At 62.5% G+C, this 15,209-nt stretch carries 4 protein-coding genes; 3 read left to right on the top strand and 1 reads right to left on the bottom strand.

Going from position 1 to position 15,209, the window contains the following annotated elements:
* Window positions 1-824: 824 nt before the first annotated feature.
* Window positions 825-2,447: an adenylate/guanylate cyclase domain-containing protein gene (locus tag CCUG20998_RS18680; RefSeq protein ID WP_116268027.1), complete on the bottom strand. Its 1,623-nt coding sequence runs from the start codon at window positions 2,445-2,447 to the stop codon at window positions 825-827.
* Window positions 2,448-3,869: 1,422 nt separating this feature from the next.
* Here CCUG20998_RS18680 and CCUG20998_RS29000 point away from each other — a divergent pair.
* Genes CCUG20998_RS29000 through CCUG20998_RS18690 form a run of 3 tightly spaced genes read left to right on the top strand, consistent with a single transcriptional unit; the run spans window position 3,870 to window position 15,175 of the window.
* Complete coding sequence (locus tag CCUG20998_RS29000; RefSeq protein ID WP_020730244.1) at window positions 3,870-4,004, top strand: hypothetical protein; 135 nt, start codon at window positions 3,870-3,872, stop codon at window positions 4,002-4,004.
* Window positions 4,004-9,556, top strand: a complete 5,553-nt coding sequence (locus tag CCUG20998_RS18685; protein WP_172607197.1) for a type I polyketide synthase — start codon at window positions 4,004-4,006, stop codon at window positions 9,554-9,556. The genes CCUG20998_RS29000 and CCUG20998_RS18685 overlap by 1 nt, the downstream gene beginning before the upstream one ends.
* Window positions 9,557-9,571: 15 nt before the next feature.
* Window positions 9,572-15,175, top strand: a complete 5,604-nt coding sequence (locus CCUG20998_RS18690; RefSeq protein WP_103654179.1) for a type I polyketide synthase — start codon at window positions 9,572-9,574, stop codon at window positions 15,173-15,175.
* The last annotated feature ends 34 nt before the right edge of the window (window positions 15,176-15,209 follow it).

Below are 15,209 nucleotides of genomic sequence, written 5' to 3' on the forward strand. Positions count from 1 at the left end.
GCCCTCTCCAACGCTACAGCGGTGTGGTTGGCGGCGATGACGGTGCGTAGATCCTCCATGGAGAAAACCGCAGACTTAGTGGCGGGATGCTTGCCACTACTACGGCTTCAAGGATCACCACAGCGTGCACAGACACAGGAAAACCGCGGTTTTGGAGAATTCGCCACGACGCCAGCAGGCCCCGGCCCCTGCCGCAGTCCGCGGGTTGCACCCGAGATAGTGGTCAAACGACGCCGCACGTACCCGCGGCACCTTAGCCCGGCGATCAACGTGGGTGCTACCCACATTTCAGCCCAAGTCCCCCAGCCAATTCGGCGAGCGCCGGAACTACATTCACTATTGGGATCAGCGCTTCACGGCGATATGGTTGGCGAGGGTTCAACGGGATATGTCGGTACGTGCGGTCAGCACGCAGGGGACGTCTTTTTCCGGTCTCCCATGTATGCGCTCGACCGGCGACGATGGTCGACTCGAACCGAATCTCGACTCACGATGGCGACCTGGATCGGGCCGATCTGCTACCGACGCCGCCGTCAACCTGCCCTCGACAAGGCTTACCCCAATAGCTTTCGAACTGCTCCAGCTCAGGCGCAACCACGACCTAAGGTTCCCACCCGCCGAGTCAACTGAACTTCGGGCAGTCCAGTCCGATGATGGTTGCCAGCGGCCTTCATCCAGCAAGTTGCGCCATCGCCGACCACATCGAGTACGTCCTAGCGCAGAACGATTTCGGCGCAATAAGCCCGCATAGAGTTTAGGAGGGCTCGGGCATCCACCTATCCAATCCCACTGGCACTATCACCGATCAAAACCGTGGGCAAGGATCATGTGGATGAACCGATCCGGGCCAGACTAGACGGAGGTGGCCCGTTGCTGGCGGGGATGGCCAGGCGGGTCGGCCGGTCGCGGCCGCGAAGTGTCACCGTCTCCGCCAAATTCCAATGGGCACGTTCGGTTTCGGATGCGCCGGCTACCGTTTCCGAGGATGCCACTAGGCGGGCGGAATACGATTTGGCCAGTTCACACAGCCGGGCCGCCTCGTTCACCGGTCCACCGATCACGGTGTATTCGAACCGCTCATTGGCGCCGACATTGCCGGCGACCACTTGTCCTGCGGCCACGCCGATGCCCGCCCGGCACTCCGGCACCTCGGTGCAGAGTCGCCCGGCGATGGCCCGTGCGGCGCTCAATGCCGCGACTTCGGGGCACTCGAGTGGATTTGGCGCACCGAAGATGGCCAGGGAGGCGTCACCTTCGAATTTGTTGACCAGGCCGCGGTGACGCTCCACCTCATCGACGATCACCGCGAAAAATCGGTTGAGCAACTGCACCACGTCTGTGGCCGGCCGGTCGCTCACCAGTTGTGTCGAGCCGATGATATCGACGAAAACAACCGCGACATAACGCTCTTCGCCGCCCAGCTGCGGCGGCTTTCGTTCCGCGGCCGCGGCAACTTCGCGTCCGACGTGGCGGCCGAAAAGGTCGCGGACGCGTTCGCGCTCACGCAGCCCCTCGACCATGGAGTTGAAGCCGCTCTGCAGCTCGCCGAGTTCGCTGCCGTCGAAGACCACAACATCTCCCCGTAGGTCCCCTCGTTCGACGCGCTTGAGTGCGGCCCGCACGACCCGTACCGGGGTAGCCGTCAGCCACGCCGAGATAGCGATCAGCAACAACCCGAAGACCAGGGTTGCACTGGACGCAATCAATACGCCCACGGCGAATTCCACCTCGGTGAGGTGCAACAACGCGATTTCGAACACCGCAAACAGACTGATACCGATGAGTGGGACCCCGGACCCGAGCAGCCAGACCACGATGGTTCGACCGATGATGCCCGAGACGATCCGTCGGGGTGGGGGGCCTGTTTCAAGAGCTTGAGCGGTCATCGGCCGCAGCCAGAATTCGGTAAGTAGGTAACTGCCGGTGGCCACCAAGACTCCGCAAAAGCTGACCGAGAAAAGATATTTTGCGACGAATCGGGTGTCAACAAGCCCGTACAGGCTAGTCATCGTCAGCGTTCCTAAGCCCCACAGAAAGAAGTTGACGGCTGCAACCCGCGACGGAATGCGGAACGTGTTGGTAGCTTCGGCGCGGCTAGGGCGACGTCCCTCGATGTACCAACGCAGGGCTCGCTTGGCGAACGAGGTAATCCACCAGGTGCCGAGCACAAGCGCGATGGCATTGTAGGCAGGTCCGACTCCTAAGTTTAGCCAGGCGGGCGCCTCCGAGAGCATGTTTGGCTCGGGAACAGCTAGCGTGAGTAATACGAGCATGACGCCGATCCCGATCAGATTTATGCCCAGGATGGCCACGGCCGACATTGTCCGGATGCGGACCCATCGGCGTTCTGGCAGTACCCCCGCTTCCCCAAGGAGCCGGGAGCCGTAAGCACCGGCAACCACTGGTTGGCCGCCCTTATCGGTAGTCACGTTCAGCAGCCGATCCAAACATCGATCAACACAATTGTCACCCTACATACCGGAACTGTATTCACCCTCTCGACAGCGATCTCCGGATGAACCTTGGGTCGGTTATGGAGTTACCGGAAAGGCACTTTCAGCCGCGCCGATCGGCGTTTCTTGAACAACAACCGTCCGGCTCCCGAAACACGACTCCGGTGCAAGCGTCGCACATATTCGCCGGACGCTTATGGGGACGATCGGATGCGCCGGATCGATAGCTGATGCCTTAACTCGAACAATCCACAATATTCTTCAATCGTCAACGTCTAGTGATGATTTCGCTCTAGATAGCACCGTGATGCGCCTACGGAAGACCCGCTGCACGCCGGCAAGACCACGGCAAGAAGCCCTCGTTCACCTGGACCACCGAGCAGATCTCACCACAGGTACGCGCCGTTTCACGGTTGCGTACGCAAGTCGCCAGGCGATCGACAACTCTCGGCACGCGGTATCCCACAGTTGCTCCACCCCTTACAGTTTCGTGGACCACCCGGCACCGAACCTTCGTCGTCTACACCGAGAAACGATTGGCCGAATGTGAGCGCGAGCACGGCCTGGCAGCTGGAACCCCGACATGGCAGACCCCGGTGGCAGGATCGACTTGTCGGGCGGCCAGACCTCGCTGAACCAACGCTCGGTCCGCACCTGCGCAGACGTGACCGACGGCTGACCGCGCGCAGCAAGTCGAGCCACGACGACCACCGGCCAGTGGCCATGGCATCGCCCCCCTGCGCTGCGCGACCTTCGGCGGGGCAGGGGCGTAGCTTGCCTACAGCGCGCCAATGCCCCTGTTGATCAGAACTATTGGAGTTTCCGAGCATTGCATATGCGGCACTCTCACGCCACCTTGGCTGAGCCTCGTCCACGAGTTTGATCATGACCACCACGGTGAGCGATCGCCACACCAACGGCGCCAGCCAGAACCTTCCCACCGGTAATCCCCGCGGCTCAACGAAAGGTCCGGTTCAGCCTTGAAATCAAGGTGACGCAATAGAGCGAATGTCCACATTTTCGACAACGGAAGTCTGCCCGGAGGGCGCATAGCGAGCATGTTCAGCGCCACCATCCAGCGGGGCGACATGTCACCACAACAGCGCCCTTCTCATGCGAAATATGCTGAACGTCAGGGCACCTCAGCTTCATCGCCGAGCTGCGACAACATCCCGATCGCCATCGGAACTGGGGCCGCCCGCTGCCACCATCACCAACCTCAAACGGTCAGCGCCCCGGAAGCCGAGGTGCACCAATGCAACCATGGGGCTAGTATCCGCAGATACCCATACGCCCTAGGGGCATCTGCCATGCATGCACCCGGGGATGTGCCCGGTTCATCAGCTGGTTCAGGCGTGTTTCTTTGGAGCAACCCGTTGGATGGTCGGACATCAAGGAACGGAAGGAGTGTCAGCCGTGACGTTGCAATTGTTTCCAAGAGATTTGTGGGCAGACCGGGGCGTCGAGGGGTTGGGCTGCTTTGGTGACGGTTCGGTTGCGTCCGGCTCGAGTGTCGTGGCCGGCGATGTCGCGGCGGTGCCGTCGTTCTGATGCAAGAGCTTGTGGACACCGGGGTGGCATCTGTTGGTCCCTGCGTGGGCGCTGGCGATCCCAGCCCAGGTCGCGCTTCGCACCCGACGGTTGAGCCGCTGGCTGTGGTGGGGATGGCGTGCCGGTTCCCGGGTGGCGTCGACTCGCCGGATGGCTTGTGGAGGATGGTCTCTGAGGAACGAGATGTGGTGTCAGAGTTGCCGTCGGATCGTGGCTGGGATCTTGGTCGACTCTATGATCCTGATCCGGATCGACTGGGGTGTGTATACACCCGCGGTGGCGGGTTTCTCAGTGGGGTAGCGGATTTCGATGCCGGGTTCTTCGGTATCTCGCCGCGTGAAGCGTTGGGGATGGATCCTCAACAACGGCTGATGCTGGAAATCGCCTGGGAGACATTTGAATCGGCAGGCATTGATCCGCATTCTCTGCGCGGCAGCCAAACCGGGGTTTTCGCCGGCGTGATGACCTCGCATTACGAGGAAATTGGTGGGGATCAGGCCGAGGGCTGCCTGGCCGTTGGTACCGAGGCCAGCGTGGTCTCGGGCCGGGTCGCCTTTACGTTCGGTTTGGAAGGTCCTGCGGTGTCGGTGGATACGGCGTGTTCGTCGTCATTGGTGGCCATCCATCAGGCTGGCCAGTCCCTGCGTGGTGGTGAATGTTCGATGGCCCTGGCCGGCGGCGTGATGGTGATGGCCGTCCCAAGCACTCTCGTGGAGTTCTCGCGGAAGCGGGGACTATCGCCGGATGGGCGGTGCAAGTCGTTTGCCGCCGCCGCGGACGGGACCGGCTTTGCCGAGGGTGCCGGTTTGGTGTTATTAGAGCGACTATCCGACGCACAACGGCTTGGACATCAGGTCCTGGCGGTGATTCGTGGCAGCGCGATCAATCAAGACGGGGCTTCCAAAAGGCTGACCGCACCCAACGGGCGCGCTCAGGAACGCGTTATCCGTTCGGCGTTGACCGCAGCCGGGTTGGAGGTGGCCGATGTCGACGTGGTGGAGGCCCATGGCACCGGGACCCTGAAGGGTGATCCGATCGAGGCGCACGCAATTTTGGCCACCTATGGGCAGGATCGGCCTGCTGATCGCCCGTTGTGGTTGGGCTCGGTCAAGTCGAATATGGGACACACTCAGGCCGCCGCGGGGGTAGCCGGGGTGATCAAGATGATCCAGGCCATGCGCCATCAGGTGATGCCTCGGTCGCTGCATGTGGATGCGCCCTCTCCGCATGTGGATTGGGCTTCGGGTGCGGTGGAGTTGTTGACCGAGCAGCGGGACTGGACGGTGCAGGATGGGCGCCCACGACGGGCGGGGGTGTCCTCGTTCGGGATTTCAGGGACTAACGCGCATGTGATCTTGGAGGAAGCTCCTGCTGAGTCGGTGCCGGGTCACGGTGGTGATTCGGGTGCCGCGTCGGCGTGGCCGGTGGTGCCGTGGGTGGTCTCGGGTAAGTCAGACCAGGCATTGGCCGCCCAGGCTGGGCGCCTAGCTGAACACCTGGGCGCTGACGATGACCTTGGCGTGCTTGATGTCGGGTGGTCTCTGGCGCAACGGTCGATGTTCGAACATCGGGCTGTGGTCGTTGGTACCGGTCGGGAAGAGCTTTTGTCGGGGTTGGCTGATCTGGCTCAGGGTCGCCCAGCGGGGGCGGTGCTGACCGGATATGCTCGCGGCGCCGGTAAGACTGCGCTGGTGTTCCCGGGGCAGGGCGCGCAGTGGTTGGGGATGGGCCAGCAGTTGCATGCTCAGTTCCCGTTGTTCGCCAAGGCTTTCGATGCTGTGGTCGACGAACTTGATCAGCATCTACGGATGTCCTTACGGTCGGTGTTGTGGGGCGAGAACCAGGAGCTGCTCAACAGCACGGAGTTCGCCCAGCCGGCTTTGTTCGCCGTGGAAGTGGCCATGTTGCAGCTATTGCGGCACTGGGGGATCCGCCCAGACTTCGTGCTCGGCCATTCCGTGGGGGAGATTGCCGCTGCCTATGCCGCGCAGGTGCTTTCACTATCTGATGCTGCGTTGGTGGTGGCTGCGCGGGGCCGGTTGATGCAGTCACTACCCGCCGGTGGGGTGATGTTCGCGGTGGCGGCCACTGAAGACGAGGTGACACCGCAGCTGGTCGATGGTGCGGGTATCGCTGCCATCAACGCCCCTGGATCAGTGGTGATTTCGGGCACTCAGGAAGCAGTAACACCCATCGTCAAGGACTTCCATGGGCGTGGTCGGCGGGTGCATCAGTTGGCGGTTTCTCATGCGTTCCACTCACCGTTGGTGGAACCGATACTTGATGAGTTCGGCTCGGCCATATCGGGCATCACCGTGGGCGAACCCACGATCTCGGTGGTATCAAACGTTACCGCGGCATTGGGTGGACCAGAATATGGTTCACCGCAGTACTGGGTGGATCATGTGCGTCAGCCGGTGCGTTTCGCCGACAGTGTGCGTTTGTTGGAGTCGATGGGGGCGACGCGGTTCGTTGAAGCCGGTCCCGGCGCAGGGCTGAGCACGTCTGTCGAGCAGAGCCTTGCTTCACCCGAAGATGTCGTCGTGGTCCCGGTGTTGGGTAAACAACGCCCCGAAGGCAGTTCGGCCTTGCATGCCGCAGCTGTCTTGTTCATCGCTGGCGCCACATTGGATTGGTCCGCCGTGTTCGACCACACCCCCGCTCAGCAAGTCACATTGCCCACCTATGCATTCCAGCGGCGTCGGTTCTGGCTTGACGGCACGTCAAGAGCGGGAGATGTCGGCGACGTGGGGTTGGCCGCTGTCGCGCATGCGTTGTTGGGTGCGGTGATCACCCAGCCCGATTCCGGAGGAGTGATCCTCACCGGCCTGCTGACCCCTCGCACTCAACCGTGGTTGGCCGATCACCGCATTGCCGGGGTGATGTTGTTCCCCGGAGCTGGATTCGTGGAATTGGCCATCCGTGCCGGTGACGAAGTCAACTGCCCAGTGCTCCAGGAACTGACCTTGATGGCGCCCTTGGCAATCAGCGAGAGCGGCGTCCCCGTGCAGGTGGTGGTGGGCGGCGCCGGTGAATCAGGCAGCCGGACAGTGGCAGTGTATTCCGCTGAGGGGCAACCCGATTCGGAATGGATCCTGCATGCCAAAGGCGTACTGACCGTCGGGACTGTTGAACCGCCGCTGATGTCTTCAGAGTTGTCCGCATGGCCGCCGGCTGGTGCCGAGGTGCTGGACATCGCTGGCGGGTATGACCGGTTGGCGGATCTGGGCTATCACTACGGTTCAGCGTTTCAGGGTTTGACTGCGCTGTGGAAACGCGGCGCAGACGTGTTCGCCGAGATCACTGTGTCCGAAGACCTTGATGTAGCGGGGATGAGGATCCATCCCGCTTTGCTGGACGCCGCATTGCATGCGTGGGCGCTGACCACCGATGCTGAGGGTGCCGCTAGCCGTGATGAGGGCGTGCAATTGCCGTTCATGTGGCAGCAGGTCAGTTTGCATGGGGTGGGAGCTACCCGGTTGCGGGTGCATTTGGCTCGCACTCAGAGCAACGTTGTTGATGTCCAGCTCTGCGATAGCAGCGGGATGCTGGTGCTTACCGGAACGCTGCTCACTCGCCCGGCAAGTCCTGAACAAATTCACGCCGCCCTCAGCGCTGCCGGCACCCAGGATGATTCAGGACTGATGGCGCTTACCTGGGCGCCTATCACCGTGCCCGAGGGGCGGGCTGGGCACATAGTGGCTTGGCGCGACCAATCGACCGTCGATCCAATATCCGAGGCTGATCCTGCTGGCGGGGTTCAGGCCGATGTGGTGGTGTGGGAGGTGCCGGCTACCCACAGCGATGTAGTGGCCGCGGTGCACGAGGTGACGCATCAGCTGTTGGCCGTGTTGCAGGCTTGGTTGACTGTTGATCGAGCCGAGGTGTTGGTGGTGCTGACCCGGGGTGCGGTTGGGTTGGTTGGTGAACGCGTCAGCGATCTGGCTGGGGCAGCGGCCTGGGGAATGGTGCGTTCCGCCCAAAGTGAGCATCCCGGTCGAGTGCTCCTCGTTGATCTGGATGCCGATGCTTCGATCGTTGACGGTCAAATCATCACTGACTCTGGGGGTTCCGGCATGCTCGGCTTGGACCTGGCTGCGTTGGCCCAGAGCGGGGAACCGCAACTGGTAGTGCGATCCCAACAGGTTTATGCGGCCCGGTTATCGGCAATAGCCCCGGTGTTGGATGTGGCCGATGACGGTGGGGTGAAACCGTCGTCCGTATTGGATCCGTCAGGCACGGTGTTGATTACCGGCGGGACCGGCATGGCCGGTGGTTGGTTGGCTCGTCACGTGGTCGATTACTACGGGGTCCGGCATGTGCTGTTGGTCAGTCGCAGTGGTGATCGCGCTGGTGGTAGCGCGGAGATAGTGGCTGAGTTGGCTGCCCGCGGCGTGCAAGTTGAGGTGGTTGCCTGTGATGTGGCTGATCGTGATGCAGTGACCGCGTTGCTTGCTCGACTACCGCAGCAGTATCCGTTGACGGGGGTGATTCACGCTGCGGGGGTGCTTGACGATGCAGTGATCGCGTCGTTGACCCCGGACCGGGTCGATACGGTACTGCGGGCCAAGGTGGATGCGGCCTGGAATCTGCATGAGTTGACAAGCAATTTGGGTGTTTCGGCGTTTGTGTTGTTCTCGTCGATCGCTGGCACGGTGGGTGCTCCAGGACAGGGCAATTACGCAGCGGCGAATGCGTTTTTGGACGCTTTGGCTTCCCAGCGTCGTGCTGATGGGTTGACGGCGACGTCGTTGGCGTGGGGACTGTGGGAACGGTCCAGCACAATGACCAGTCACCTCAGTAGCCGTGACGTGGCCCGGATGAATCGCACCGGCATGGTGGCCCTGACCGCTGAGCAGGCAATCGAAATGTTTGATGCCGCAATGGTGGCCGACCATCCCGCGGTGGTTGCGGGGCGGTTTGACCGTCGTATGCTGCATGACCCCAGCTTCAATGCTGGGTTGCCGCCGTTGTTCAACGAGTTGATCGGGAGTCCGCGGCGGCGCACGGTCGAGGGCGGCAGCTCAGCGTCCCAGTCGGCGCTGACCCAACGTCTGCATGGCCTAACCCCTGAGCAACAACGCAAGATGTTGACCGAGTTGGTATGCACACAGATCGCTATTGCTTTGGGACACAAAAAGTCCAGTGAAATCAATCCCGACCAAGCGTTCCAGGGACTCGGCTTCGATTCATTGACGGCAGTTGAACTGCGGAACCGGTTGAAAACAGCGACCGGACTGTCGTTGACCCCCACCTTGGTCTTCGACTACCCCACCCCCCGCGATGTTGCCAGCTATTTGGCATACCAGCTTGGTGGATCGGAGCCCATCGGCGGCGGGAATGACGACTATGTCAGACAGGTGCAAGAACTAGTCATGTCGATTCCAGCCAAACGGCTTGCACAGGCCAATGTCGTGGACCTATTGCAAAAGCTAGCAATGGATAACTCGGATCAGCTTGACGAGCGTGAAAGTGCCTCCGGCCTTGCGGATATGAGCCTCGAAGATCTGGTCGACGTGGCTCTAACGAAGTTCACAGCTCAACAAGGTTAAGGGTCAGAGGAAGCAATGAACGAACAATTCGACAAGGTTAAAGAAGCGCTTCGACGCACTCTCATCGAGAACGATCGGTTGAATCGACTTCTTACCTCGTCATTCGAGCCGGTGGCGATTGTGGGCATGGGGTGTCGCTATCCGGGTGGGCTGGCTTCTGGGGATGCGTTGTGGGAGGCGGTGCTTGGCGGTCGGGATGTGGTGTCGAGTTTCCCGACCGATCGCGGTTGGGATGTGGAGGGGTTGTTTGATCCTGATCCGGATGCGGTGGGGAAGTCTTATACCTGTTCGGGTGGGTTTTTGTATGAGGCCGCTGATTTTGATGCGGAGTTCTTCGGGATCAGTCCGCGTGAGGCGTTGGCGATGGACCCTCAGCAGCGGTTGATATTGGAGGTGTCGTGGGAGGCGCTGGAACACGCCGGGATTGATCCGTTGGCGTTGGCGGGTTCGGCCACTGGCGTGTTCACCGGAGTGATGTATCACGACTATGGCGCTCGATTGTTCGGCACCGGTGGCGCATCCGGGGTCGAAGGGTACTTGGGTAGCGGCAGCGCTGGCAGCGTGATCTCGGGTCGGGTGGCATATGTGTTGGGTCTGCAGGGTCCGGCGGTGTCGGTAGATACGGCGTGTTCGTCGTCGTTGGTGGCGTTGCATTTGGCAGTGCAGGCGTTGCGTTCGGGTGAATGCGATTTGGCGTTGGCTGGTGGCGTGACGGTGATGGCGACCCCGACGACGTTTGTGGAGTTTTCTCGGCAGCGGGGGGTGGCTGTTGACGGCCGGTGTAAGTCGTTTGCTGCGGCTGCCGATGGCACTGGGTGGGGTGAGGGTGTTGGTGTGGTCGTGGTCGAGCGGCTCTCGGATGCTCGCCGGTTGGGGCATTCGGTGTTGGCGGTGGTGCGCGGTTCGGCGGTAAATCAGGACGGGGCTTCCAACGGCTTGACTGCGCCTAATGGGCCTTCTCAGCAGCGGGTGATTCGGGCGGCGTTGGCCAATGCTGAGGTGCGTGCTGCCGAGGTGGATGTGGTCGAGGCTCATGGAACCGGCACCACGCTGGGTGATCCGATTGAGGCCCAAGCGCTGCTAGCCACTTATGGGCAGGATCGGCCTGCTGATCGCCCGTTGTGGTTGGGCTCGGTCAAGTCGAATATGGGACACACTCAGGCCGCCGCGGGGGTAGCCGGGGTGATCAAGATGATCCAGGCCATGCGCCATCAGGTGATGCCTCGGTCGCTGCATGTGGATGCGCCCTCTCCGCATGTGGATTGGGCTTCGGGTGCGGTGGAGTTGTTGACCGAGCAGCGGGACTGGACGGTGCAGGATGGGCGCCCGCGGCGGGCGGGGGTGTCCTCGTTCGGGGTTTCAGGGACTAACGCGCATGTGATCTTGGAGGAAGCTCCTGCTGAGTCGGTGCCGGGTCACGGTGGTGATTCGGGTGCCGCGTCGGCGTGGCCGGTGGTGCCGTGGGTGGTCTCGGGTAAGTCAGACCAGGCATTGGCCGCCCAGGCTGGCCGTTTGGGTGCCTATCTGGCCGATCACCCCGACCTGGCTGTGGCTGATGTGGGGTTTTCGTTGGCCACTCGTCGTAGTGGGTTGGAGTACCGCGGCGCGGTGATTGGCGCCGACCATGGCGAGTTGGTGGCGGGGTTGGCGGCGTTAGCCGACGGGCAGCAGAGCGCCAGCGTGGTAACTGGTCGGGTGCTTGCAGGTAAGACCACGTTCGTGTTCCCCGGCCAGGGCGGGCAGTGGCAATCCATGGCCGTGGAGTTGTTGGACTCCGCACCGGTGTTTGCCACGCAGCTGAGGGCCTGCGCTGACGCGCTGGCCCCGTACGTGGATTGGTCGCTGGATGCGGTGTTGCGCGGTGGGGTGGCCGAATCTGCGCTGACCCGTGTCGATGTGGTCCAACCAGCGTTGTTTGCCGTGATGGTGTCGATCGCGGCGTTATGGCGCTCCTGCGGGGTGCAGCCTGACATGGTGATCGGGCATTCCCAAGGCGAGATCGCCGCCGCCTATGTGGCTGGCGGGTTGAGCTTGGCTGATGCAGCGCGCGTGGTAACCGCACGTAGCCAGGCCATCGTCGAGCTGGCCGGCACCGGTGGTATGGCCTCGGTTGGGCTACCGATAGACCAAGTCGTTGATCGGCTCACGCGCTGGGATGGACAGATCGCGGTGGCCGCCCATAACAGCCCGATCTCTACGGTGGTTACCGGAGACCCGGCTGCCGTGCAAGAGTTCGTCACGGGCTGCGCCGGCGAAGGCATTTTTGCGCGGCTGATCCCAGTGGACTACGCCTCCCATTCCAGCCATGTTGAAGCCGTTCAGGACCGGCTGATCGGCCAGCTATCGTCGATCACCCCCCGGGTCGGCGAGATCCCGTTTTACTCCACGGTGACCGGCACCCAGATCCCTACCGACACCCTTGATGGCGGCTATTGGTATCGCAATCTGCGCCAGCGCGTGGAATTCGAGCGCGCCACCGCCGCCCTGCTGGCGGAGGGTGCACGCAGCTTCATCGAGATGGGTCCCCACCCGGTGCTGACCGTGGCGATCAGCGAAACCGCCGAAGCCCATTGCGAGGATCGCGCCTCGGTGGCGGTGCTGGGCTCGATGCGCCGCGACGAAGGCGACTGGCAGCGGTTTATCACCTCACTGGCCGAGGCTCATGTGCACGGGGTGGCAGTGGACTGGGCAGCGGTATTTGCTGCCCATCGGCCGCGGAGGGTGGATTTGCCGACGTACGCCTTTCAGCGCCAGCGGTATTGGCTGGATGCGCGGACCACCGGTGCCGGAGACGTGTCCTCAGTGGGGCTGGTGGAGGTGGACCATCCTTTCCTGCGGGCCGGAGTGAGCCTCGGTGATGAGCGGGGCTGGTTGTTTAGCGGACGGCTCTCGGCGCAGACCCATGCATGGCTGGCCGATCACGCGGTCTTCGATACCGTGTTGTTGCCCGGCGCCGCTCTTGCGGAGCTGGCCTTGGTGGCTGGCGGTCACGTCGGGTTGGACTGCCTCGAGGAACTGGTGCTGCAAGCACCCCTGGTCCCCGAACATGCTGCGATGCAGCTGCAGCTTCTGCTGGGTGAGCCCGACGAGGAAAACCGGCGCCAACTCAGCATTTACTCCCGCCCTGAGAACGTCGCCGATCGAGGCGCTCAACAGGGCCAGTGGGTTCAGCACGCCACCGGTACGTTGGGCGCCGGCGATAGTGGAAACGGCGCGGGGTTTGCGCGGCTGTCGATGGCGTGGCCGCCAGAGGGCGCGGTGGCGGTGCCGGCCGACTCGCTTTATGACCGTTTGGCGACAGCCGGGTTTCACTACGGCCCGGCCTTCCAGGGTGTGCGCGCGATCTGGCGCCGCGATGACGAGTGGTTCGCCGAAATCGCCTTGGATAGCGATCAAATCGATGAGGCCACCGACTTCGGGTTGCACCCGGCCCTGTTCGACGCCGCCCTACACGTGGCCACCGAACTGCTCGGTGAGCAGTATCCACCGGGTCAAGTACCGTTGCCGTTCGCCTGGAACGGAGTAAGGCTGCCCGGGCGCGGAGCCTCGGTGCTCCGAGTAGCCCTACACCCCACCCATACGGGGCTGCGACTGCACGCGGTCGACCAATCCGGGACGCCGATGCTCGGAGTTGACGCACTTGCGGTGCGTCCCATCGACGCCACCCAACTGGCGCGCAGCGCGACCCGGCGGGAACCCTTGCACGTCGTGGGTTGGACACCCATCCACACCGACGAGGCACTACCCCGACAGCTGGCATTGCTCGAGGGCAACACGGCGTTCGACCTCGGCGGGATCATCGCAGGCGAGGTAGGGCGTTACCCGTCCATAGCCGCGTTGGTCGACGAGATCCGTGCCGGTGGTGCTGCACCTGAGATCGTGCTCACCGCCGCAGCGGTAACCACCGACGATCAATCAGGTGCCCTAGGTAAGGCGGCACGGACGGGCTTGTATCACACCCTGCGTTTGGTGCAGGCCTGGCTGAGTCAGCCGGAACTGCTCGACACCCGACTGGTGTTTGTCACTCAGGCCGCGCTAACGGTTTCCGGCGACGAAACGCCCGAGTTGGCCGCCGCGCCCATCGATGGCTTGCTGCGCAGTGCGGCCTGCGAGCATCCCGGCCGGTTTGCCCACATTGATGTTGATGACAGCCCGGCTTCCCGCCAGGCTTTGGCGGCGGCATTGTCGTTGCGTCAAGAACCGCGGCTGGCCATTCGCAGCGGGGCGGTGTTGGCCCCGCGGCTGGCACAAGTACCGGCACACTCGACCAAACCGGGTGCGGCGCCGGTGTTTGATCCACAAGCCACGGTGTTGATCACCGGGGGCACCGGTGTGTTAGGCATGGCGCTGGCGCGTCATCTCGCGACCCACCACCACTGCGAGCATCTGCTGCTGGTCAGCCGCCGCGGTGCGGCCGCTGATGGGGCCCGGGAGCTGCGCGCTGAACTGGCTGGGCATGGTTGCCAGGTCGAGTTCGCCGCCTGTGACACCGCCGACCCTGACCAGTTGTCCGCGCTGCTGCAATCGATCCCGGTCGAGCACCCGCTGGGTGCGGTGATCCATGCCGCCGGGGTGCTATCCGACGGGGTGATCGAGGCTTTGGGTCGTGAACAGGTCGAACAGGTGCTGCGGCCCAAGATTGACGCCGCGGTGCTGCTGCATGAACTCACCCAAGACCTGGACTTGTCCGCGTTTGTGCTGTTCTCCTCGGCCGCCGGGGTGCTCGGTAGTCCCGGACAAGCCAACTACGCCGCCGCAAACGCATTCCTGGACGCCTTGGCCCAACACCGACGCCGCCACGGGCTCGCAGCCGTCTCACTGGCCTGGGGGCTATGGCGTCAAGCTAGCGGCCTGACTGGCCAACTCGACCAGGTCGATCACGCCCGCATGCAACGTATGGGCCTGGCAGCGATGGCTACCGACGAAGGCCTGCAACTCTTCGACCTGGCCTGCGGTCGCCCCGAACCTGTGCTGGTACCTGCCCTTCTGGACACCAACGCGCTGCGTGCCCAAGCCCACGCCGGAATACTCCCCCCATTATTTCGTGGGCTGATCCGCATGCCCGCGAAACGCGCCCAAGCCGCCGCCACACTGGCCCAACGTCTCACCGAAATACCCCAAAGCGAATGGGACGCCCTGCTGCTCAGCGAAGTCCGCTCTCACGTCGCCACCGCCCTTAACTATTCCGGTCCCGAGGCCATCGACCCCATCCAGGCTTTCAACGAAATTGGACTGGACTCCCTGGGCGCGATCGAACTACGTAATCGACTCACACAAACCACCGGCCTCAAACTACCCACGACGCTCATTTTCGACCACCCCAACCCCACCGCTCTCGCCCAATTCCTGCGCACGCAGTTAACCGAAACAACTACTTGCGAATCAGTTCATAGCCTCAACGAGGAAATCGCGAAAGTCGAGTCACTACTTGCCGCCGTCGCAATGGATAGGAAAATGGCAAGTCGGGTAGAAGATCGCCTGCGCTTATTGAGCGCAACCCTGCACGATTTTCTCGCAGGTATTCCTGCGGACATTTCCGATATCGATAACGACCTGCAATTCGAGTCCGATGCCGAATTATTCGACATCTTGGACGACGAATTCGGCGCAAACAACTGACAATTTTCCGAATAACACGGAGAGTGGGATATTC

Origin of the sequence: Mycobacterium marinum (assembly GCF_003391395.1) — a bacterium.
Lineage (GTDB): Bacteria > Actinomycetota > Actinomycetes > Mycobacteriales > Mycobacteriaceae > Mycobacterium > Mycobacterium marinum.

Excerpts from the sequence above, each read along its gene's own strand:
- CCUG20998_RS18685 (WP_172607197.1), top strand. The coding sequence starts at position 4,004 with ATGCAAGAGCTTGTGGACACCGGGGTGGCATCTGTTGGTCCCTGCGTG.
- CCUG20998_RS18690 (WP_103654179.1), top strand. The coding sequence starts at position 9,572 with ATGAACGAACAATTCGACAAGGTTAAAGAAGCGCTTCGACGCACTCTC.